Source organism: Segetibacter aerophilus, assembly GCF_007991655.1.
In the GTDB taxonomy this organism is placed as follows: Bacteria; Bacteroidota; Bacteroidia; order Chitinophagales; family Chitinophagaceae; genus Segetibacter; species Segetibacter aerophilus.
In genome coordinates this window covers 1-23,367 of record NZ_BJYT01000012.1, presented here as the reverse complement: position 1 = coordinate 23,367, position 23,367 = coordinate 1, and the positions used below count along the sequence as shown (strand labels likewise).

General features: G+C 40.1%; 14 protein-coding genes. 9 read left to right on the top strand and 5 right to left on the bottom strand.

Annotated elements, in window-relative coordinates:
- Positions 1-506 precede the first annotated feature (506 nt).
- The 3 genes from SAE01_RS15605 to SAE01_RS15595 all read left to right on the top strand — a co-directional run bounded on the left by SAE01_RS15605 (position 507) and on the right by SAE01_RS15595 (position 6,592).
- A complete protein-coding gene (locus SAE01_RS15605; RefSeq protein WP_147204726.1) occupies positions 507-4,148 on the top strand; it encodes a metallophosphoesterase in 3,642 nt (1,213 codons plus the stop codon).
- A gap of 9 nt (positions 4,149-4,157) precedes the next feature.
- A complete protein-coding gene (locus tag SAE01_RS15600) occupies positions 4,158-5,381 on the top strand; it encodes a Pycsar system effector family protein (RefSeq protein WP_147204725.1) in 1,224 nt (407 codons plus the stop codon).
- A gap of 134 nt (positions 5,382-5,515) precedes the next feature.
- Positions 5,516-6,592 (top strand): adenylate/guanylate cyclase domain-containing protein, encoded by a 1,077-nt coding sequence (locus SAE01_RS15595; RefSeq protein ID WP_147204724.1) that lies wholly within the window; start codon positions 5,516-5,518, stop codon positions 6,590-6,592.
- A 105-nt stretch (positions 6,593-6,697) separates the two neighbouring features.
- Here the strand turns inward: SAE01_RS15595 and SAE01_RS15590 are convergent, their stop codons facing one another.
- The gene (locus tag SAE01_RS15590; RefSeq protein WP_147204723.1) at positions 6,698-8,554 is read right to left on the bottom strand and encodes a DNA polymerase III subunit gamma/tau; all 1,857 of its coding nucleotides are present in this window, start codon (positions 8,552-8,554) and stop codon (positions 6,698-6,700) included.
- A 289-nt stretch (positions 8,555-8,843) separates the two neighbouring features.
- On the opposite strand from SAE01_RS15590, the gene SAE01_RS15585 reads away from it, so the two are divergent.
- Together SAE01_RS15585 and SAE01_RS15580 are read left to right on the top strand one after the other, a co-directional pair.
- Positions 8,844-9,083: a DUF433 domain-containing protein gene (locus SAE01_RS15585; protein ID WP_147204722.1), complete on the top strand. Its 240-nt coding sequence runs from the start codon at positions 8,844-8,846 to the stop codon at positions 9,081-9,083.
- Positions 9,067-9,396, top strand: a complete 330-nt coding sequence (locus tag SAE01_RS15580) for a DUF5615 family PIN-like protein (protein WP_147204721.1) — start codon at positions 9,067-9,069, stop codon at positions 9,394-9,396. The genes SAE01_RS15585 and SAE01_RS15580 overlap by 17 nt, the downstream gene beginning before the upstream one ends.
- An 84-nt stretch (positions 9,397-9,480) precedes the next feature.
- On the opposite strand, the gene SAE01_RS15575 is transcribed toward SAE01_RS15580, so the two are convergent.
- Entirely contained in the window at positions 9,481-12,192 is a 2,712-nt protein-coding gene (locus tag SAE01_RS15575) for a bifunctional YncE family protein/alkaline phosphatase family protein (RefSeq protein WP_147204720.1), read from the bottom strand.
- A 357-nt stretch (positions 12,193-12,549) separates the two neighbouring features.
- Here SAE01_RS15575 and ppk1 point away from each other — a divergent pair, with 357 nt between their 5' ends.
- Positions 12,550-14,655, top strand: a complete 2,106-nt coding sequence (ppk1, locus tag SAE01_RS15570) for a polyphosphate kinase 1 (protein ID WP_147204719.1) — start codon at positions 12,550-12,552, stop codon at positions 14,653-14,655.
- Positions 14,656-14,746: 91 nt separating this feature from the next.
- Here ppk1 and SAE01_RS15565 read toward each other — a convergent pair whose 3' ends face one another.
- Both SAE01_RS15565 and SAE01_RS15560 read right to left on the bottom strand, forming a co-directional pair.
- On the bottom strand, positions 14,747-16,156 hold the full coding sequence (locus SAE01_RS15565; RefSeq protein ID WP_147204718.1) for a beta-helix domain-containing protein: 1,410 nt from the start codon (positions 16,154-16,156) through the stop codon (positions 14,747-14,749).
- A gap of 128 nt (positions 16,157-16,284) precedes the next feature.
- Positions 16,285-19,119 carry a TonB-dependent receptor gene (locus SAE01_RS15560; protein ID WP_147204717.1) on the bottom strand — a complete coding sequence of 945 codons (2,835 nt, stop codon included), beginning with the start codon at positions 19,117-19,119 and terminating at the stop codon, positions 16,285-16,287.
- A 304-nt stretch (positions 19,120-19,423) separates the two neighbouring features.
- On the opposite strand from SAE01_RS15560, the gene SAE01_RS15555 reads away from it, so the two are divergent.
- The 3 genes from SAE01_RS15555 to galE all read left to right on the top strand — a co-directional run bounded on the left by SAE01_RS15555 (position 19,424) and on the right by galE (position 22,241).
- Positions 19,424-20,071, top strand: coding sequence for a DUF47 domain-containing protein (locus tag SAE01_RS15555; RefSeq protein ID WP_147204716.1), 648 nt, complete (start codon positions 19,424-19,426; stop codon positions 20,069-20,071).
- A gap of 30 nt (positions 20,072-20,101) precedes the next feature.
- A complete protein-coding gene (locus SAE01_RS15550; protein WP_218029169.1) occupies positions 20,102-21,115 on the top strand; it encodes an inorganic phosphate transporter in 1,014 nt (337 codons plus the stop codon).
- 70 nt (positions 21,116-21,185) lie between these two features.
- Positions 21,186-22,241: a UDP-glucose 4-epimerase GalE gene (galE, locus tag SAE01_RS15545; protein WP_147204715.1), complete on the top strand. Its 1,056-nt coding sequence runs from the start codon at positions 21,186-21,188 to the stop codon at positions 22,239-22,241.
- A gap of 432 nt (positions 22,242-22,673) precedes the next feature.
- Here galE and SAE01_RS15540 read toward each other — a convergent pair.
- A partial coding sequence (locus tag SAE01_RS15540) for a T9SS type A sorting domain-containing protein (protein ID WP_147204714.1) occupies positions 22,674-23,367 on the bottom strand: 694 nt, incomplete at its 5' end.

Here is a 23,367-nt window from a genome sequence, read left to right as displayed (position 1 = left end):
AAGCACATAAGTACGAATGATTACGTATTTACATAAGCGAATAAAACTTGGGATAAGCCGAAAAGCTGCTGTCGCTTTTTTACGTGATATTGTCAATTGAAAAATTGTGAGATAAAGAAGTTCGGATTAGCCAGAGTCAGCCAGGATGAATAAAACAAAAGCGCGGATTAATAACTTTACTCTTTACAACTGATATTATAGCCTTTTGTATATCAATTGGTTAAAACATTAATAGGCCCGTTTCTTGTAGAAATGTTTCCCCATGACCTGGTTGCGCCTTAATGACATTTCTGATTAACGCTGTTGCAACAGTTAAAGTAGACGGCAAAGGATTTGACTTTGTTGTTACAGTTTTTACGGTTCGTCACTTGAATTTTTTGTATAAATATGTTTATTTAGAAAAATAGAACGCTTCTAAATCAACTTGTAAGAAGATTAGATGGCGTGATGACAAACGGAGGAAAGAACAAAGAGAAAAATATTACGTTTTAAAACAAGTTTGGTTAATGAAAAAGGCTAGTGCGATTTTAATTTTTTTGTTTCTGGGTTTATGTGGTTATAGCCAGGAAGACACGCTGCAGGCAAAACTTATATTGATTGGAGACGCTGGTGACTTTAAAGGTGGAAGACATCCGGTGATAGATGCTGTGCGACAAACACAGAAGCTGGATAAGAAAACGACGGTTCTTTATTTAGGCGATAACCTCTACACGACCGGTTTACCTGACGAGCAGTATTCATCTTACGACATAAGAAGAAGCGTTTTGGATACGCAGATCGCTATTGCGAGCGGCACCGATGCAAAAGTGTTTTTTATTCCCGGCAACCATGATTGGGATAAAGGTGGTAGAGGAGGCTGGGAGGCAATCGTGAGACAGCAGCAGTACATAGATTCTAAAGGAGGTAAAAATGTGAAGTTCTACCCCGAAGATGGGTGTGGCGGACCGGTAGAAGTTTCTCTCAGCGACGATGTTACCCTTGTTATGTTCGACAGCCAATGGTGGATACATCCATACGACAAGCCGGGTGTTGAATCAGATTGTCCTTACAAAACTCCTTTCGAAATATTGAACCAGTTGGAAGACATTCTTTCAAAAAATTCAAAGAAGCTGGTTGTACTTGCCTGCCATCATACCTTTAGAAGTTATGGTATTCATGGGGGCTATTTTACTCTCAAGCAGCACGTTTTTCCTTTCACTGACGCGTCGCCTAATATGTATATTCCACTGCCGGTTATTGGGTCTATCTACCCGATTGCCCGTGGTGTTTTCGGTGTTCCTGAGGATTTATCTCACCCTGCATATGCCAATATGATTCGTGATGTAGAAAAAGTAGTTAAGGGACATCCAAATGTAATTTTTACAGCAGGTCACGAACATAGCCTTCAATTGATTAAAGACAGCACTTACAACTATATTGTTAGCGGTAGTGGAACAAAACACACCCGCGTTTCCCCTAATAAAAAGGCGCAATTCATATCTGACCTAAACGGTTACGCTGTGCTTGATATTTCAAAAAACAAAAACGTAGACGTTTCTTTTTATACCGTTAGTGACTCTATTAAGAAGGCTTATAACAGCCATCTCCTAAACTTTTCTAAACTACCTCAAGAGGATACAAAAAAAGACGAACCTGTGGTAGCTGTTCCTTACGCAGCTGACAGTATAACGGTGGCTGCAAATCCAACATATGCTGCGGTTTCAGGTACCAAAAGACTTTTTAATGGAAGTAATTACCGTGATGTTTGGGCACAGCCGGTTAAGATGAAAGTGTTTAGAGTACATGAAGAAATGGGTGGATTTAAGATCGGAGAAATGGGTGGAGGACACCAGACAAAATCTTTGCGTCTCACCGACACGAGCGGAAAGGAATGGACCCTAAGAACTATAAATAAAGACATTACTAAAATACTTCCGGGAAACATCCAGGGAACGCTTGCACAAGATTATTTGCAGGATTTCATTTCCTCAGCTCATCCATACTCACCGGTAATTATTCCTCCCCTAGCAAAAGCGGTTAATGTAACAGTTGCTACCCCGAGAATTTTCTATATTCCAAACGATCCTGCGCTAGGTTCTTATCGCCCCTTTTTCGCCAACACAATTTGCCTGTTGGAAGAAAGACAACCAATAGCGAAGGGAGAAGACACCAAGAGCGAGCAGAAAGTAGTAAATAAATTGTTAGATGACAATGATAACCATGTCGACCAGGAAGCCTTTCTACGTGCGCGCCTGTTAGACTTTCTAGTAGCCGACTGGGACCGGCACTTTGACCAATGGCGCTTTTTAGAAAAAGACACCGGAAAAGGTAAATTGTACTACCCTATCCCTCGCGATAGGGACCAGGCCTTTTCTTACTCGGATGGTGTGCTCGTAAAGCTTGCCTCTGAAAATTTAATCCCTTTCCTTAAAGGATTTAGAAGACACATTCCAGGCATTCAATGGCTTGCTTATTGGGCAAAAGATCTCGATCGCAACTTTCTTAATTCCCTCGATAGTGCGACTTGGTCAAGAGCTTTGGCCAATTTTAAGACTAATTTGCCCGATAACGTAATAGACAATGCTGTTAAAAAACTTCCTCCTGAGGTATATGCATTAGATGGAGCGCTTATAAGCGAAAAGTTGAAAAGTCGCCGCGACTACTTGCCAAAAAAAGGAATGAAGTACTACAGATTTTTATCTAAGCAGGTAAATGTGGTTGGCAGTAACAAAAACGAATACTTTAAGGTAGAGTCAGCGGGTGAAAACTTACAGGTAAGAGTGTATAAAAAAACAAAAGAGACAGATTCTGCCGCTCTTGTTTTTAGCCGCGTTTTTGAACCCGGTATAACCAAAGAGATTCACATGTACGGGTTGAACGGAGATGATATTTTCGATATTGACGAGAATGCGAGCTCAAAAATTAAAATGAGGATCATTGGAGGCAGAGGCAATGATACCTTCAACATTAAGGGAGATATTAAGAATTACCTCTATGATCTTTCAACTGAGAAAAACGTCATCCAAAATAAAAACAGGACTAGATTAAGGTTCGAAAACAGCCCTGAAGCAAATAAATACAGTACTACAGGTTTCAACTATAACAAGAATTATTTCCCTAATCTGAACGTTAGCTTCAACGGGGAAGATGGCTTCATGGCAGGTATTGGCTTTGCCAGAAGAACTTTCGGATTTAGGAAAGAGCCTTATTCCACATTTCAAAAATTCAACACATTATATGCCTTTGGTAGTGGTGCCTACAAATTCAATTACCAAGGCGAGTTCAACCAGGTCATTGGAAAAAATGATATTGTGATTAATGGTGAAATGGCCAAGCCAACGCTTAATAATTTTTTCGGCATCGGTAACAATACCAAAGTTGCAAACAATAAGGAACCTTTGTTTTACCGTGTTCGCTATAACTACGTAAATGGTGAGGTATTGCTACGCAGGAGGTTGGGCGACGTTTTAAAAATATACGCCGGCCCGCGCATTTTTAATTATTGGAATCATCTTGAGGACAATAGCAACAAGATCTTGAATGCGCCGTCACTTGTCGGACTTGACTCTATAAACGTGTACAAGACTAAGACTTATGTCGGCGGTAAATTCGGAATACTATTAAACAATGTAAACAGTGAGTTCATGCCTACCAGGGGAATTTATTGGAATACAGAAGTGAATGCTTTAGGTGGCATTAACAAGAACAGCAAGCCTCTTACTACTTTAACTTCAGATATGACTCTCTATTCCAGCCTGACTGATCCGGCTAGGGTAGTTAGTATTTTAAAACTTGGAGGCGGACATATCTTTAGTAAAAATTATGAATACTTCCAGGCACTGAACCTGGGGCAAAATAATTTTTTAAGAGGATTTAGAAAGAACCGGTTTGCCGGAACATCCCTCGCCTATGGAAGTCTATCGCTGCTTGTAAAGTTGTTTGATACTAAATCGTACATCCTTCCCGGTTCTGTAGGCGTCATTGGATTTGATGATATTGGACGCGTTTGGGCAGGAAACCAAAGCAGCAAGAAATGGCATAACTCTGTGGGAGGAGGACTTTACTATTCTCCATTTAATATGGTATTGATTTCAGCAGCAATGGGCTTTTCCGAGGAAGAAACACTTTTTAACCTTTCGATTGGTACAAAATTTAACCTGACTTTTTAACCATATTTCATGGATTATAACTCAATATATAAAAAGGTAGAGGCACACGTAACGAATCTGTTTGAACGAATGGCAAACCCTAAATTGGTTTACCATAATTTACAACACACACTTAAAGTAGTAGCAAGAACCAAGGAAATTGCAGGCCATTATCACCTTATTGAAAATGATATGCTTGCGCTGGTTGTTGCTGCATGGTTTCACGACACCGGCTATTTATTTGACGAAATTGCATTACATGAAGAGAAGAGTGTTCAGCTGATGAACGAATTCGCCTCGTCCGTAATTGCTGATACTGATATTCTTAAAAACATTGAAGAGCTAATATTGTCGACAAAGCCAAGTGCAAAGCCGGTTAACTTACTACAGCAAATATTGGTGGATGCAGACTGCTATCATTTTGGAACAAAAGAGCTTGAGGCTACCAACAAACAAGTGTTTGATGAGTTCGTCTCAAGAAACGGCCACATGAGCAAAAGGGATTGGGATAAGCAAACGGTTAAAATGCTTGAAAACCATCACTACTATACTTCTTACAGTAAAGAACTACTTAACGATAGAAAAAAGAAAAATATCAAAAAGCTAAAGAAAAACATCGAAGAGCAACCCGAGGAAGCTCCCGCACCAGCAACTGACAAAGAATCTATTAAAGCCGCTAACAACCTTACAACAAAAGGTATTCAGACGATGCTACGGCTTACTTCTGAGAATCATATGAGGTTAAGTGATATGGCAGATGGCAAGGCAAATATCCTGATATCAGTAAATGCAATTATTATCTCCGTTATTTTATCTGTACTCATGCGACGCTTGCAGGAGGATGCTTATTTGACCGTTCCCACCATTATATTTTTATCGTCCTCTGTTTGTACCATTGTGGTAGCTATCCTGGCAACGAGACCTAAGGTAAGCGTTGGCAGGTTTAGTGAAGAGGATATTGATACTAAGAAAACGAACCTTCTTTTCTTCGGCAATTTTTATAAGTGCACACAGGAAGAATATGAAAAAGCGATGTCGAAAATGATGGTTGACTCTGAATATTTGTACGGCTCCCTCATCAAAGATATTTACCAGTTAGGTGTTGTTCTTGCCCGAAAATACCGGCTCATCCGTTGGGCTTATAATATTTTTATGTTCGGAATAATACTTTCGGTGATTGCTTTCGCGTTTGCTGTTATTGTAAGTAATAGTGCTAGTGGATCAATAACGGGTCCCCAGGGATCTCCATTATAGTTTTAGCAATACAGATCCTATTCTTCTATTCGGTATTATAATTTAATTACACAGGGTCAGATGTTACTAACTTTCCGCAATAACACGTAAAAGTGCAGAAAAGGTTCTTTCTGCTAAGAGCTGCAAATGAAAATATGAAATCGCCGCTACGAAAATTATTCACTTTCAGCTTTGTAAGCAGGTATAGGTTCTCGCTTATATTGTACATCTCTATTTTCTGGACGCTTATAGACTTTATCATTGTGCTCACGCGGCCTGAGCCAGCCTACTATAGCCTTGCTTCTGCCATTGTACTACGAAGTGTGTTGATTTTTTTAATGAGCCTGGCAATTGGTTACCTCCTCATTTTTAAGCTTAGGAGATTATTTAGAAATCGTTCGCTGGCCGTAAGTTTTGTTTTTAGAAGCGGGATTTTATTCATCGGGGCATTCATTGTTAACTACATTATTCATGCGGCTAACATAGTTTTCATTCTCAACTTAAGTGTTGGCCAGGCTTTAGCTCGATACGGGGAAGATGCTTTTCAGCCGTTGTGGTTAACGCAGAAGATCATTTATTGGATGGTTCTTTTTGTATTAACCCAATTGATTATTGAGGTGAATGAGAAGTATGCTCCCGGCGTTTTTATGGATATCCTTCTTGGAAAATATATTGAGCCAAAAATAGAAAGGCGCATCGTAATGTTTTTAGACTTGAAGGACTCTACTCCGATTGCTGAGAAACTTGGGCACCAGCACTACTTTAAATTTATTCGGGAGTTTATTTACCAAATCTCAAATGCCCTGATAGAACATGGTGGCAGCATTTATCAATACGTAGGGGATGAGGTAGTAGTGTCGTGGCTCTTCGAAAAAAAGAATACACGAAAATGCATGGACGCTTTAATAGAGGCAAGAAAAAACCTACAAAAAAGAGGTGAACATTTTCGTCGTCATTATGGTCTAATCCCGGAGTTCAGGGTAGGGATACATGTGGGTGATGTGACCGTGGGAGAAATAGGTGTGATAAAAAAGGACATCGCCATGAGTGGTGATACGATGAACACTACCGCACGGATACGAAGTGCGTGCAGCGAGCTGAACCAGAAATTTATTGTGTCTGTCGACTTCAAGGAGAATGTCGATTTAAAAGAATGGCAAACAGAGAGCTTAGGCATCGTTGAATTAAAAGGAAAGAACAACGGCATTGAGTTGTTTTCCTTAAAAATCTAAATAAGCAATCTTTCCTTGCCCCGCTTTAACAAAAGCTGCTAGTGTGTGCAACAGTATAAGTGAGTGACACAACGATGTCGATGAGCGAGCCGAAGTTATGCAACATTAATAATCTAACTCAAGCTTCAAACGATCTTTCAACTCTTTAATCATCGGATACTGTTCGATAACGCGTTGGTACTTTTCGCGTGTTGTCAACGTTGCTTCTGAGATTACAATTTCTTTTGGCTGTTCATTAATGTGTATAGTAAAGCCAATATTGCGGTTATGAAAACAGCTTTTCAAGTACTCAAGCAAAGGCAATTTTTCCTGCTCGATAAATTTTTGTTCAAGACTGGCGGAAACGGTCACAGAAAAATGCTGCTCATTTACAACTTGCAACGCTGCATTATTAAAGACAGTTACTACCGAATGTTTTAGTTGCTGTTTTAGTTTTTCGGTAAAACACTTCCAATGTTCTTTCAGGTTTTCTTCGGTTACCGGAACAGCTTCCTTTATATCCTCGCTTGTTTTATTTGAAATATGCTTATCGCGTAAACTTTGAAGAAGTGACTTTTTGCCTGTTAAAGCTTCTTTTGGTTTCGGTGGCGCTGCTACTGTAGCGGTAGCACCAAGCGTTTCATTTGCAGTAGCAGGAATATCAGCAATAGCACCCACTTTTACAGCAGCTTTTTGAACTTCAGTTACCGACGCAAGCACCGGTTGTTTTGGATCAATAAATAATTTCGCTCCTGTTGGAGGAGTACTAGTGCCAGGTGCAGATTTAATTTGCAGGGATTGTAACTGCTCGAATTTAACAGCTACAGGACCGCTAACCCGCTTTTTTTTTACGAGCGTAGAAGTCTGGTTGTCGAAAGACAGTTCTATCGCCTGCTGCAAAAAAGTAAGCTTGATCATCGTCATCTCCACGTGCAGCCGTTTGTTCCGGGCCATCTTATAATTAATCTCGGCTTCGTTTAAAATATTAAGAGCACTTACCAGGTAAGCAGGGCTAACCTTTTTTGCTGTCTCTATATATTTCGGTTGAAGCCCTTCAACCACATCAAGCAAAGAAGCAGCTCTCGGATTTTGACAAACCAATACATTCCGGATAAATTCAGCATAACCGTTCAGAACGAGATCTCCTTCAAAACCCTTGCGGTTTATTTCGTCGTACAGCAGCATCGATCCTGCCATGTCCTGGTTGATCTGGGTATCAAGCAGCTTAAAATAATAATCGTGGTCGAGGATATTCAGGTGCTCAAGCGTATTCTGATAGGTAACATCGCCATTCGTAAAACTTACGATCTTATCGAGTATACTCAGAGAGTCTCTCATACAACCCTCACTCTTCTGAGCGATCAATTGCAACGCTGCCTTTTCTGAATGGATATCTTCTTTTCCTGCAATTTCCTGTAAGTGCTCAACCGTATCGTTGTTAGTAATACGTTTGAAATCGAAGATCTGGCAGCGACTTAAAATGGTAGGAAGTATCTTATGCTTTTCCGTGGTAGCTAAAATAAAAATGGCATAAGAAGGTGGTTCTTCCAAAGTTTTCAAAAATGCATTAAAAGCACTCGTACTAAGCATGTGCACCTCATCCACAATGTAGATCTTGTATTTACCAGCTTGCGGGGCAAATCGCACCTGCTCGACAAGAGCCCGTATATCTTCTACCGAATTGTTGCTGGCAGCATCAAGCTCATGAATGTTCAGAGAAGTTCCTTCGTTGAATGACACGCAGCTATGACAAACATTACAAGCTTCACCATCTGGCTGAATATTCTCGCAGTTAATCGTTTTAGCCAAAATACGGGCACAAGTGGTCTTACCTACCCCACGGGGACCGCAAAACAAAAAGGCGTGAGCGAGTTGATGATTGCGGATAGCATTCTTTAAAGTAGTAGTGATATGGCTTTGACCAACAACAGTATTAAAATTCTGAGGCCTGTATTTTCTGGCTGAAACAATAAATTTTTCCATAATATTTCTCTCGCTCAAGAACGGGTTGAGGTGCAAATTAGCAAACTTTGGTAAAGGATAAAATGCTCATTGTTCACACACGAGCCTATGTTTTGTTATTAATTTTTTGGTTGCCAGCGGCAGAAATACTACTTAACTTTTGTTGCGTCGCACACTTGTGCCACAGAAAGCACCGATGCGGCATTAACCGATTATTAATACTGAAAATTCTGCTTGAAAATAGTAGGCTAGCGTTACCCTGGTAGAGCTTACCAACGATGCTTGCAACAAATTACTGTAATTTTGTATCATGGAAATTCGTGAGATCATACTCGTTGACAACGATATTTTAGGTGGACAACCTGTGTTTAAAGGCACGCGGGTTCCTGTCGAAAGTTTCTTCGACCACCTTGAAGCCGGTGTACCTTTAGAAGAGTTTCTAGATGACTTCCCAACAGTTTCGAGGGAACAAGCAGTTGCTTTGTTAGAGATTGCAAACAAGCTTTTAACCTCGAAAAATATCGAGGCTTTATATGCGACTGTTGCTTGACGAAAACCTACCGAAACGCCTTAAACTGGATTTTCCAGAGCACGAGATTTATACAGTTCGCGACCAACAATGGAATGGCATTAAAAATGGTGAATTACTCAAGCTTCTAATCGCTAATTCTTTTGATGCCCTACTTACCTATGACAAAAATCTGCAGCATCAACAAAACTTTTCAAAACATACAGTAACCGTTTTTGTTCTGAGAGCGAGAATAAATCAGTACGCAGAATTGACAAAACTGACGCCGAAAGTAAAAGAGTATTTAAGTAAAGGGGTCATGACTCCTGGACCTGTCGTTGTAGCGGCAAAATAAATCGCGCAGCCAATAGCATTATTGCCAATGAAGAAGTTGGGCAATCTTCCAATCCCTTTTAATCCATCTAAACCTTGTTGACCATTAAGGTTTTTTGCTGTCATAATGGTCTTTACGCTGGTCATCTTCATCATCCATTTCGGGACCTTTAATAATTTTGCGCCAATCGATATCCCGGTTATAACGTTTCATCGCATTCGTTGGGTCAAATACTTCTTTCGAGGGCATGACTAAAGTGTAAGGCGTATAGTTAGGTTTACCAGTGAAAAAGTCCTGTAAGTTAGACGCAGTAGCATCGTACTGATTTACGTAAGGAACATTCAAAATATTATAGATCGTTTTTAGGATCGATCCAAAGTTCGCATGGGTATGCGATGTATAACCGCGCTTCACATAAGGACCGGCCATCATGAGAATACTTCTGTGCGCATCCAAATGATCTACCCCACCCTGCGGATCGTCTTCTGTGATAATAACAAGCATGTTTTTCCAGTAAGGCGTGCGCGAAAGAAAATGTAAAATTCGGCCGACTGCAAGATCGTTGTCAGCAACAAACGAGTGACGATAAGGATAGCCATCAGCAGGACGAGGGCTAGCTGTATGATCGTTGGGGACCTGCATGGTTATTAATTGCGGCATTTTATTTTTGCCTTTTAGCCACATCTTCGTAAAATTTCTTTCAAACTGTTCCATTCTGAACTGGTCTGGAATGTTGGTATTATAACCGGCATAATCATGACTAGTTCTGCTCCACAAAGCCTTTTGCATTGGGACCATTACAGAGTGAGCAGCACCCGTAGCTGTATCCATCCACTCCTCCCGCACGTGTGCTGTTTCATTGGCTTCACCAAAATTGTAAAAAGAAACTTTCTTTCTTTCCAATGCCTCCCACAAGCCACCACGTTCTGCATAGTCTTCCGGATCCATACTTCCCGTTGATCCGGGAAATCTTCTGCCTGAAGCTTTCGAAAATATTTTTGCCCTTTTGTCCACGCTTGAATTTGTTTCAACCCACTCATTTGGTATCACGCCCATCATCCAATGATGACCGTGAATTGACGCGTCACTATCGCAATAAAAATTATCAGCGAAAGCAAACTCTTTAGCGACTTTTAAATGATTGGGGGAAACATCCATGTTTTTTAAATCTCCACTTGTATCGCTAATGTTTACGTGCACTCCAAAACGAGCCAAAGTAGAGTCGCCCCTGCCGGTTGTTAGCTGCCCCATAATTTCATCGTAAGTCCTGTTTTCTTTGGTAATGTAAACGATGTGTTTAATTGGGCTCGTTCTTAAGCCGGGCAATAAAGGAACAGGGTTTTTCACATCGTCTTTTACCTGCACTTGCACAAATGTATTTTCAACCGACTGTTTTGTATAGGCCTTTAACTGGCTAACGTTAGGTACAGGTATTTTGTGAAATGTTGCTAGTTGTATATCGCCGATATAAGTTCCTTGTATGGGCTCAACAAAGTCTTTACCTCCGTTTGGACCGGCGCCATATCCGCGACAAGTAATTACATACAAATCCTTATCATCCTTACTTAATTGAACCCGCGTTGGTCCCCATCCCGTAGGTATTAACCCTGTTGTCACTCTCTTTTCAACATCAATAACAGCAACCGCGTTAAAGCCCAACAATGCTACATACAACGTTTTTTCATCTTTGCTTAAACATACTCCAAAAGGCAATAACCCCCGGTAGTGATCAATCAGCGGATTTACTTTAATGGGAATATGGCCAACAATTTTGTGGTTACGATAATCGATTACAGAAATGTTATCGTTTGTCGCGTTGCTTACATAGGCATACCTGCTTCCAACAGCTATTGAATTTGGGCTTGCTCCTCCAACCACTTCTGCACCCTCAACCATTTGACCTACCTGGTGGCCGGGTTTAAATCTGTCAATCACTTTGTTTGTTGCCAAATTGATCGTATAAACACTCATAGCTTCAGGGGCTAGTGGGCTTCCTACACCGGGAACTTTTTTCCCTCTGTATTCATACCCTTCGATTGCTTCCTTACTATTATCGGCATAAGGATGGAAAGGCAAGGCTAAACTGTTTTTGTTTTTAGGTGTTAGTCCCGTAAGTAAAGGATAATCATAGACACCCACATTGGCGACAAAAGCAGTTTTACGATCAGGGCTAATTGCTAGTCCAAAAGGTTGGCGACCGGTTTTTATAGAAGCCGTGATTTTCTTTGTTTCAATGTTAATTCGAACTAATCGAAAATTGCCCCGGTCAAGCACGAACAGTTCTTTACTTTCATCGTCTAACAAAAGATCAGATGTGAAGCTGTCATCATATTCGACGCCTGCTATGCTTCCATTCAGAGAAATCGAATCGACCCGCTGAAATTTTTCTACGTCATATACAAGCACAGCACCGTTGTCGCCGCCACTTAGATAAACTGTTTTAGAATCAGGTGCAAACGCAACGCCTAAAAAAGATCCATTCGAAAAAGGTGAAACAATTTTCTTATCATACGAAGGAACGCGGGTGTTGTTTAATGTGCTGTTGTTGATGATTGTAATAACTCCGTTGTGTAGCGTTACTGTTTTGGTTCCGTCAGGAGAAACGGCCATGCCGAAAGGGTCATGAGTTATTTGAATAGTTTGACCGGCAGGGGTAACATGCCTGCCACTCGGTAAAACAGTTTTTCCATTTTTATTAATATTTGTAAACGCATCCTTACCCGGCACTGTCAAAACCCTAAGCAGCTTTTGAGCGGGCGCTTCTAACGTAAGCGCAATTAAGAAGAGTAGAAATAAATATTTAGAAGCAGTTATCATAAGTTTTACAAAAAAAGTGATTAATAGAATAAGTAGTAATTCCCCCCAAAACTTTTAAGCACAAATACAGGGCAAACAAAAGGTAAAACTGAAGTGGCAGATTTTGTCTTTTCCGCTTTAAGTGCTATTTTTCGTTAGCTATAAATTGAAACAATTCGAAAGAAAGTAGCCATGTAATTGACCGGAATATTGGAAAGAAAACTTGCTGCAAAAGAAACTAAATATTCCTGCTACAAACCTTTTCGACCCATGTTTAGAATAATGGCATAAATGTTTCTGTTAGCAAGAAGCCGAATAAAGATATTAGATCAAAATTTAATGATAGATTAGATCGTTAGTGATAGAAGAATAATTACCATGAGTAAACACAAATTCATTCCAAGAGATATTAGCTGGTTAAGTTTTAACGCCAGGGTATTACAGGAAGCAAATGATCCCTCTGTTCCTTTAAAAGCCCGGATACGTTTTCTTGGCATTTTTTCAAATAACCTCGACGAGTTTTTTAGAGTGCGGGTAGCTACTCTAAAACGGATGACTCAAATTGGAAAAAAAAATATGCATCTTGAAGAGGATCCGCAAAAGATTCTTGATGATATTCAGATGACCGTTTTGCAACAACAAAATGAGTTCAATAGGATTTGGGAAGACATACTCGTTGAACTCGAACACGAAAAAATATACCTCCTCAATGAAAAACAATTAAACGAGGAACAGAGCCAGTTTGTAAGAAAATATTTTGAAGAAGAAGTAAGAAGCAATGTAATACCGCTGTTGGTTGAAAGCATTCCGCAGTTTCCATATTTAAGAGAGAAGTCCATTTACCTCGCGGTAATCATGCGAAAAATAAGCAGTGCGTATGAGCAGAAATATGCATTGATAGAAATACCCACAAGAGCGCTGGGCCGTTTTGTTTTACTACCTTCAGAAAACGGGGAGCAAAACATCATCTTGCTTGAAGATGTGATTCGCTTTAACCTGCCGTCCATATTTTCTTATTTTGGGTTCGACCATTTCGAGTCGCATATTTTTAAAGTTACCAAAGACGCCGAAATTGATATTGATAGCGACATCTCAACTTCGCTTATTCAAAAAATAGAAAAAGGCATTAAAAATCGTCGAAAGGGAAAAACAGTTCGATTTGTTTATGACAAAGAAATGGATGCCGGTTTGCTGGAATACCTGATCAGGAAATTAAACCTTTCAAGAAAAGACAATATTATCCCCGGAGGGCGTATTCATAATTTCAGGCATTTCATGGATTTTCCCGATGTATTCAATGCGAAAAGCAATCGTCGAAGTTCGATTATGCATCCTGATCTTTCTCACTCGCTGCGTGTTACTGACGTAATACTCGAGAAAGATGTGCTACTTAATTTTCCATATCATTCTTTCAATTCTGTCATTGATCTGTTGCGTGAAGCAGCGATCGATCCGCATGTAACTGTTATAAAAATTACTCTATACCGCCTTGCCAGAAATTCTAAAATCATCAACGCCCTGATCAATGCTGTACGCAACGGTAAAGAAGTTGTGGTAATGCTTGAACTAAGAGCCCGTTTCGATGAAGAAGCAAATCTTACCTGGAAAGAAAGACTGGAAGAAGAAGGTGTAAAAGTGCTGATCGGGGTCGACAATATGAAGGTGCATGCAAAGATCTGCATGATCAGGAAGCGGGTAGCGGACCAGGTTATTCAATACGGGTTTGTAAGTACAGGGAACTTAAACGAATCAACGGCGAAGGTCTACGGCGACCATTGCTTGCTTACAAGCAACCGGAACGTTATGGCTGATATCAACCGGATTTTTAATTTTCTCGAAAATCCAAAAACAAGCTTAGAATCTTTAAAACTCTGCCAGACATTACTGGTCTGCCCGACAAGTATGCGGCATGAGTTGACGCAGTTAATCAATAAGGAAATTAAGAACGCCAAAGCGAAGAAAGACGCATGCATCACGCTAAAACTAAACTCACTAAGCGATGCTGACTTAATTGAAAAATTGTATGAAGCAGCGCAGGCAGGTGTCATTGTAAAGATGGTGGTAAGAGGAATTTTTTGTGCGGTTGTCGAAAATTCAAAATTCAAAAAACCAATTAGTGCTATCAGTATTGTTGATGAATATCTTGAGCATGCCCGCGTAATGATCTTTCACAATGATGGCAAAGAAAAAGTCTTTATCTCTTCCGCCGACTGGATGGTAAGAAACCTTGACCATCGCATAGAGGCTGCCATTCCTGTAACAAATAAAGAAATTATCAACGAGTTAAAAGACATCATCTCCATCCAATTACAAGACAACGTAAAAGCAAGATGGCTCGATCGTGAACTATCTAATACTTATGTCGAGAGAGATGAACACCATAAGGTAAGGTCGCAAATTGAAATCTTTAATTACCTGCAGCAAAAGACCCTGCGCATTGAAGACACAATACCAGAGCCGCACGCCGCAACGACGCTCATTTAAAAGGCTGTGTAAACTATAAGTTCATAATAGACATCATAAAAAAGCTATCGCATTAAACGATAGCTTTTTTATGATCCTGCATATAAGAGAATTAGTATTTCGTCCATCCCTTCCACCAGCTATCGGCCGGACCGCAAGCACCTTTATAATTTACGGGCGCTAATCCTGCAAGCTTCGAATTTGTGTACACTGCACCCGTTACAGCGACAGAATTTGCTGTGGGATTAAAATCAGGCGAAGCGTAATTAAAAGGGGCTGTTAAACCTGCTTCCTCATTGTTAGTTAAGATGGTGTTTGAATAGGCAGCGGTATTAAACCAGCTTGCAATAGAGGCCGTAGTAGCTCCTGTTGCGGCAGTTGAGCTTGCAGCGTATACCAGCGGTTGAGCGCAACCCGCAATAATATTATTTTGCATAAGCAGCAAAGGTGTCGCCGAGGTAATATTCAAATCTGTAGGCACACCTTTAGAGGCGTCGATGATTAAACCCTGCGGCCATCCTGCAATGATTGAATTGAAAATAGAAATGGAAGAATTTCTGCGAATCTGGGCACCTGCTAGAAACAAACTATTACCTCTTGAAGACGAAGTAGCTTTTGGGCCGAGTACTGTCATGTTGCTAAATACTGCCGATGTCTGCGGGAATAACACGCTTCCATTTGCGTCATTATCGCTTTCGAAAGCTTCGCTTTTTGAGATGTCTGCAATAGCCGAGTCTCTTAAAGCAATGCCGAACTGAACTTTACCTGCAAAGCCGTTGTCAGTATCAAAATCATCATCTAACGTACGGAAAGAAATGAGGTGTTTACAGTTAACGGTTCCACCAAACCATTCAAAAGAATCATCATTAGCATAAGAAACCTGCACGTAGTCGATCACGGTCTGGTTACCGACTCCACCTAAGGTTAGTCCGTTAATTTCTTTATCAGGCAAGAATGCATAACCTGCATATTCAATTCTTACATACCTTAAAATACCACTGTTATCCGCCGGATTTTGCTGTTGTGTAGCAGGCGTGCCATACAGACCGAGACCGTCACTATTATTGATACCTCCTTCAATCTCGCCTACACCTTGCACGCCATTAAACGATGCGTTTGTCGGAGCGTTTCCAAGTACTACCAAACCCGCCCAGTCTCCGCGTTGTGGTGTGGCTGCTTCCGATGTAAACACGATTGGTTTATCAGCAGTACCGTCTGCAATTACTTTTGAGCTTCTTGTTATAATCAGTCCGCCGTTTTTGCCGGTTTCACCCACTATTTTAGTACCTGGTTCAATAGTTAAGATTGCCCCATTTGTTACATATACAAGTCCACGAAGCTTGTAGGTGTACGCTGCTTTCAATGTTCTGTTTGCTGAAATTCTACCTTCAAGAACAACATTTTCGTTGCCGTTGGTGGTGGTAGGATCAGTGATAACGGTCGTTGGTCCGTCTACCTCTATTTTACGGCAACCGCTTATTGCAACGCCCGCTGCTATAAAAAGGATGAACAACTTTTTCATGTGTTTATTTTTACTTTAAGTGTTTTATGAAGTGTTTTTTGAATGCGGCAATAGAACAGAATTGAACTTTGATTGCGTCGCACTCTTGTACTGTTGTAACCGCTTTCGACTACTTACATGTTTTGCTTCTACCGTGTATTATAGGCAAATGAAAAGCTAACATTTGTACCGAATTTTCTTCTGATGGCTAAAGCATCCTGACCTTTATCGTATGTGCTGTTTTGGTTAAGGTCGACGTAATAGTTGGTCGCCTGGTTTAAGATATCAGAAGCGTTCAGCTTTAGTTCGCCTTTATTTTTCATGATTTTCTTAGCTATCTGAAAGTCAATTAAAGGACGTGAAGCTTCCCAAATTGGCGGAGTGTTGTCGCCGCCGACATATAAAATTCTATCACCAATTTGATTATAAAGAAGTGTAGTGTTCAATCCCAATTTCTCAATGTCATATTGCAGTGAAGCATTGAACACATAGGGACTTTGTCCTTGCATTGGCCGCTTAATTTGTGCAGCCTGGCTTTCTACCCTATTGTATATGTAAGAAAGATTGGTTTGAAAAGTAAAGTTGCGCAGTGCTTCAGTAAAGTCTAATTTCTTTCTCAATTCCAATTCTGCACCGAAACCTTTTGCTTTATCAGCATTCAGGAAGTTATAAGAACTACCTCCGCCGGCAACAGCATTAAAATAAGATTCAATAGGATTTTTAAAATACTTATAAAACACACCTACCGTGAAAAGTTCCCCTGCTCTTGGATATAGTTCATATCTCAAATCTGCGTTGGTCACTTTTGTGCGAACCAGGTTTCTATATCCTGCTACCGTTGCGCCTAGTTCGAAATCGTAAAACTGAAAATCACTCAGTTCCCTAAACTCAGGACGGATGACAGTCTGTGAACCGGACAAACGAATATTGGCGCTATTGGTTACTTTATAAGTCAGGTTAAACCCTGGAAGAAGATCAGTTGTACGTGTGTGTAAATGTCTTGGATCACTTTGCTTTAGGCTACCAATTACCTGGTCATAATCTTCGACCCTCACACCCCACGTAGCTCTTAGTTTATCCGAGAATTGGTTATCAAACTGCAGGAAGCCGGCATTAAGAATTGTATTGGCAACATACCTGAACCTGTCGCCTGCAAGTTCATTAAACGCGAACTTATTATCTTCCCCGTTTCCGAAATTCTCTGCGTTAAAGATCGTTTCTGCGGGAAGGGTTTGCAGAGCCGGGTTCTCGCCAGCCGGAATGTAAATGGCAAATGGTCTTGAGTCAAACAGCCTGTCTTTTACCTGGAAGAAATAACCAGCCTTTACTGTCTGGTTCAAATCAAACATTTTAAAAGATGTAGCCACATCAGCGCCGGTATTATAAATATAGTCGTTCAAAAAACCATAATATCTGCTTCCCGATTTCTGCGAAGTTTTGGAAGTTGCAATCAATGCAACATAAGGGGTGTTGGTAACTTCCGGGTTCTGGTTGTATTGCAAACGGCGCTGGTCAGGAATGTATTGATCGAGAATATTGAAGCTGCCGTACCAGTGCAATTTCGATTGCAAGGTTGTAAAATTATGATCGCCCGATAACTGGGTATTAAAAAATGTATTTGATTTAAGGGCTAACTCTGTCGCCCTAATATTCTCGCCCAAAGAGGAATTAAACTCGAAGTCTTTACCTGTTCTGTGAGTTACATAATCTGTCGAGTTTATATTGGCGAGGTTCTTAAATGAGATCTTATGATTAGCTCCCAATTGCAGGGTAACATTTCCTAAAGCTCCCCACAAAACATCCTGGCTATACTTATTATTATTGTAGTCAAAATTTACACTGGCAACATTGTTCTGAAAAGAGTAGAGTGTATTTTGAAACTCGGTTCTCCTGTTTTGTTGATTATACGTAATTGCAAATATTGCCCCTAATTTGTTGTTAGTAGACAGCCTCTTATTCAGCCCGCCACTCAGTTGAAAAGACTTGTTTAGAACAGGGATAATATTTGTAGAATTCTTGTTAGCGGACCAAATATTTTCGAATTCTCTTCCAAAAGCATTTTGCTGTGCTTTGGTAGAACCCAGGTCACTGAATCGAGATTTAGTTGGAAGGCCTGTTGGCAAACCTCTTGCGCCATCATCAATTCCGAGCCAATCGAGTTTTCCTCCACGATAAGTATAAAAGTCTTTACCTATTGTTTGCGTATTGAAACCTGTACCTATTTGAACATTTAGAAAATTGGTTGAAGGAACATCTTTAGTATTAACCTGTACCAAACCCCCGGCCCACTCGCCGCTTAGTTCGGGGATAAACGACTTATTGATAATCATATTATCAATCATTGCTGCAGGAAAAATATCAAATGAGAAAGTCTTTCTGTCGGGCTCAGTGCTGCTTAATAAAACTCCGTTTAACATCGCTTGGTTATAGCGATCGCTCAATCCTCTTACAACAAGATATTTACCTTCCTGTATAGACGTTCCCGGTATTCTCTTTAGTATCTCCCCTGTGTTTTTGTCCGGCGATCTTCTGATGGCTTCAGCAGAAATTACCTGTGCAACAGTGCTTGTGTTTTTCTGATATGCGATTAATGCATTCACAGATTCTCTTCTTGCTCCTGAAGATTTGACTACCACATTTTCAAGTTTTTTACTTGCTTCTTCTAAAACAATATTCAGCTCTTCGGTTTTACCGGACGCCACAATTATGTCTGCAACAGTCTTTTCCTTATAGCCTACAGCAGATACTTTAAGGGTTACAGTTTTAGAAGAAGCGACAGTTAACACAAAACTGCCTTCTACATCTGTAGATGTTCCGGTTGATAAACCTTCAATGGTGACAGACGCACCTGAAAGAGGATCGTTTTTAAGGTTAAATATTTTACCACTGATCTTAGACGCGGCTTGAGCTAATAGTGAGTAAGAGAAAAGTGTGAGTGCAGTTGTACAAAAGAAAATATAGACTTTCACTTTAGTTAGTTTCATTGTAGCAAAAGTATCAGGGCGATGTTATGGTACTGTTACCTCAACATTATCCTACTGTTACTTAAATGTTATCGCAGTATTAATAGAAGTATCTGAAGTTGTAGGTTGAAAGCTGCAATAAAATAATTTGTACAAGTGAGTGACACAACGATGTTGAAAGAAGTTATGAAGCTTATAAAAAAGCATTCAAAAAACATTCATACTAATAAGACTATAATCGTTACTCAATATTATCTTATTATTAAGTAATCGTTAAGCGTTGTAGATAGATGCCTTAACTCTATTTTTGCTGAAATTTTTATGTATGGGATTAAATTCTATCGGTAAGCTGTTCATGCCAAAAAATACCATCTTCTACAATTTGTTTGAAGAGGTTGCTGTAACGGTTCGCACCATGGGTGGAGTATTAAAGCAACTGGTTAATGAACCTGACTTTGATAAAAGAGCTTCCCTCTCGAGCAAGCTCGAAGACCTGGAGCATCTAAATGACGACCATACTCACAAACTATTTACTGAATTGGGGCGCAACTTCATCACGCCTTTTGACAGGGAAGACATTCATACATTGGCCTCTGCATTAGATGACATTGCAGACTATATTTATTCTTCTGCAAAGAAGATTATTTTTTACAGGGTTAATCCAAACGATCCGGGTATACAGAAAATGGTTGAGTTGATTGAACAAGGTACCATACATGTACAAAGCGCCGTAGTAGAACTCCGCAACATGAAAAATCTTAGAAAAATAACGGAAGCACTGGTAAGAGTTAATGATATCGAGAACCAGGCTGATGATATTTTTGATTTAAGTATTGAAAAGCTTTTCAACCAGGAGAACGATTTTAAGGAAGTGATCAAACGAAGAGAGATTTACCAGGTGCTGGAACTTGCGACAGATAAGTGTGAGGATGCTGCTAATGTGATTGAGTCTATTATTGTAAAATACGCTTAATCACCAGTTACATTACTTCAAACTTCCCGTATGATTTCTTTGCTGGTCATTATCATCATTTTTGCTTTTATATTCGATTATATCAACGGCTTTCACGATTCGGCAAATAGCATAGCTACGATCGTATCAACAAAAGTTCTTACTCCTTTCCAGGCCGTTTTGTGGGCGGCGTTATTCAACTTTTCAGCTTTCTTTATTTCGAAATATGTTATTGGTGGTTTTGGAATAGCAGATACTATAGCAAAGAGCGTTTCCATTCAAAAAGGGGATCCGCTGGCTTTGTATGTAATTCTGGCCGGACTACTATCGGCGATCATTTGGAACCTTATTACATGGTGGTTCGGTATTCCTTCAAGTTCATCACACGCGCTAATTGGTGGTCTCATAGGAGCTGCTGTGGCGCATTATCACACTTTCAGTGTCGTAAATGCAAGTAAGGTTATCCCTACTATTTCATTTATAGTTGCTGCTCCGCTAATAGGTATGGTTATCGCTTTTTTTATTACCGTCATTATTGTTCAACTATTTAAAAGATCGAATCCATATAGAGCCGAACGTTGGTTCAAACGATTACAATTGGTTTCGTCTGCAGCGTTCAGTATTGGGCACGGAGGAAATGATGCGCAAAAAGTGATGGGTCTTATTGGCGTTGCTATGGTTGCCAGCAACTACATTCCTGACTTAAAAAGCATTCCTGATTGGGTTCCACTTTCTTGTTTCTTAGCCATGGGTGTTGGTACTATGAGTGGAGGTTGGAAAATTGTAAAAACAATGGGTACGCGTATTACGAAAGTAACTCCACTGGAAGGCGTTGCCGCTGAAACTGCTGGGGCAATAACTCTTTTTCTAACTGAGCATTTCAAAATTCCTGTAAGTACCACTCATACCATTACAGGTTCCATTATCGGCGTCGGTGCAACGAAGCGCCTTTCTGCAGTACGGTGGGGTGTAACCGTAAGTCTTCTATGGGCGTGGATCTTAACCATACCTATTAGTGGTATCATTGCCGCCCTCATCTTCTATCTTATCAAAGTTTTTTTATAGCAAAAATCACCGCGTAGAACTCATTATTTACACTTATTTTGCATGTGTAAATGTTGCTAATACATAATTTATGAAAAAAATCCTGGTTACTGGTGGCTGTGGTTATATCGGCTCTCATACAATTGTTGACCTTATAGAAAATGGATTTGATGTAATATCTATAGACGACCAGTCGCGAAGTACCCGCTATCTGTTGGATGGTATTGAAAAGATGACAGGCAAAAAAGTAAAAAATTATAAAGTAGACCTTAAGGACTATAACGACACCCGCGCAGTTTTTCAAGAGAATGAAGACATATCGGGTATCATTCATTTTGCAGCTTATAAAGCGGTTGGAGAGTCGGTCGAAGAACCCCTAATGTATTATGAAAACAACCTTTTTTCATTAATTAATTTGTTGAAGTGCGTGGATGAATTTCATGTTCCGCATTTCGTTTTTTCTTCTTCCTGCACTGTATATGGCAGCCCTGACACAATTCCTGTAACTGAAGAATCTCCTATAAAAAAGGCTGAATCTCCCTACGGCTCAACAAAGCAAATGGGTGAAGAGATTATAACAAATGTGGTGAAAGCGGCTGATACAAAAGCAATTTTGTTACGCTATTTTAATCCCGTAGGCGCTCATCCATCAATATTAATTGGGGAACTTCCTTTAGGAAAGCCCGCGAACCTGGTTCCCGCTATAACACAGGCTGCCATTGGCAAAATTCCTCAACTCACTGTTTTTGGGACTGATTATCCAACACGTGATGGTAGTAATATCCGCGATTATATTCATGTGTCCGATATTGCTCATGCACATACCCTGGCCATCCAATACCTTCTTGCTGAAAAAAATAAAACCAATTGTGACATTTTTAATCTCGGCACTGGAAACGGTGTTACCGTGCTGGAAGCGATCAAGGCTTTTGAAGAAGTTAGCGGACAAAAACTAAATTATAAAGTTGGCCCGCGCCGACCGGGGGATGTGGTAGCGATTTATGCAAACAACAATTACGCGCGTACAGCTTTGGGATGGGATATTAAATATGACTTGAAAGAAATGATGAGAACCGCGTGGGCATGGGAGGTGAAGGTTAAGCAAGACGAAGAAATTATAAAAAGCCAGAAGTTTCAATATAATTAAGAGGGAAATTCTAAAATGCAAAAAGCACGTTTCTTACTGGAACGTGCTTTTTTGCATTTTAGGCGGATTGGAGTGTAATGGTAAAAATATTTCGTATGTATAGCGCTTTCAGCACAACTGCTACAAATACAAGTCCTATGTTATAAAATGCCACCGCATTTGAAGATATTGCTATAAATGTTACCTCTTCTTTCTGAAACGGGACAATTTGCTTTTAATTTCCAAATCAAAGGATTATAGCACTGCAATTGGCAATTGCATCTAAGTAAGATACGCAGGCTTAAGTTTAACTAATTCGTTATAAGAAAACCAAAACTTAGGGGCATTAATATCAAAGTCTTTTAAGAACTCCCTAGGGATCCGTCCAGGTTATAAAAAAAGAGGCTGTCCCATTAATGCGAGACAGCCTCCTTACATACTTGATGACCGTTCTTATTTAATCAACTTCCTTGTGAGCGTTCTGTTCTCACCTGAAATATGCAATAGATATGGCCCCTTTGACAACTCGGTTTTTAGAGAAATTATATGGTTAAAAGAGCCTCCAGAATGGGTGATCGATTGAGCATAAATGGCTTGCCCAAGACTGCTTAATAACTTTATTACATAAGTACCACCGGGGAGGTTATAAGACTGAACATAAATTTTATTACTGATAATTGGGTTTGGAAAAACACGGACATTTTCAATCTCGGCTATATTATTTACAGAAGCAACTTTCGAAAGTGTTATTCTACCCGAATGGGCAGTAGATCGAACCCGATAATAATTTTCTCCGGGATTAGGATTGAGATCAGTAAAGTGATAGCTGCCTTCAACTTGATTCTTTATCACTCTAATTTCTTTTTTTAATTCAAAAACCCTTCCGTCCGCTGACTTCTCGACTTCGTATGTATCTGTATTTATTTTCTTTGTTGTAGAGAACTCTACCAAAACGTCTTTATCAGCTTTCTTTGCCTTGATATCAATTACACTCAACCCACCTTCAACCGGATCTGAAAGTTCCAGATGATCCTCTAATACTCGTGCGACCGCCTGTTCCGCCATCTTTGCCTGGTTGCTCGAGATGTCATAATTAAAAGGCGACAAGTGAGAACCTGCTATTGGCGCCTCCATACCTCCATCAGGG

Bases quoted from the DNA above. Each gene is read 5' to 3' on its own strand.
- SAE01_RS15605 (WP_147204726.1), top strand. From the start codon at position 507: ATGAAAAAGGCTAGTGCGATTTTAATTTTTTTGTTTCTGGGTTTATGT.
- SAE01_RS15600 (WP_147204725.1), top strand. From the start codon at position 4,158: ATGGATTATAACTCAATATATAAAAAGGTAGAGGCACACGTAACGAAT.
- SAE01_RS15595 (WP_147204724.1), top strand. From the start codon at position 5,516: ATGAAATCGCCGCTACGAAAATTATTCACTTTCAGCTTTGTAAGCAGG.
- SAE01_RS15590 (WP_147204723.1), bottom strand. From the start codon at position 8,554: ATGGAAAAATTTATTGTTTCAGCCAGAAAATACAGGCCTCAGAATTTT.
- SAE01_RS15585 (WP_147204722.1), top strand. From the start codon at position 8,844: ATGGAAATTCGTGAGATCATACTCGTTGACAACGATATTTTAGGTGGA.
- SAE01_RS15580 (WP_147204721.1), top strand. From the start codon at position 9,067: ATGCGACTGTTGCTTGACGAAAACCTACCGAAACGCCTTAAACTGGAT.
- SAE01_RS15575 (WP_147204720.1), bottom strand. From the start codon at position 12,192: ATGATAACTGCTTCTAAATATTTATTTCTACTCTTCTTAATTGCGCTT.
- ppk1 (WP_147204719.1), top strand. From the start codon at position 12,550: ATGAGTAAACACAAATTCATTCCAAGAGATATTAGCTGGTTAAGTTTT.
- SAE01_RS15565 (WP_147204718.1), bottom strand. From the start codon at position 16,156: ATGAAAAAGTTGTTCATCCTTTTTATAGCAGCGGGCGTTGCAATAAGC.
- SAE01_RS15560 (WP_147204717.1), bottom strand. From the start codon at position 19,119: ATGAAACTAACTAAAGTGAAAGTCTATATTTTCTTTTGTACAACTGCA.
- SAE01_RS15555 (WP_147204716.1), top strand. From the start codon at position 19,424: ATGGGATTAAATTCTATCGGTAAGCTGTTCATGCCAAAAAATACCATC.
- SAE01_RS15550 (WP_218029169.1), top strand. From the start codon at position 20,102: ATGATTTCTTTGCTGGTCATTATCATCATTTTTGCTTTTATATTCGAT.
- galE (WP_147204715.1), top strand. From the start codon at position 21,186: ATGAAAAAAATCCTGGTTACTGGTGGCTGTGGTTATATCGGCTCTCAT.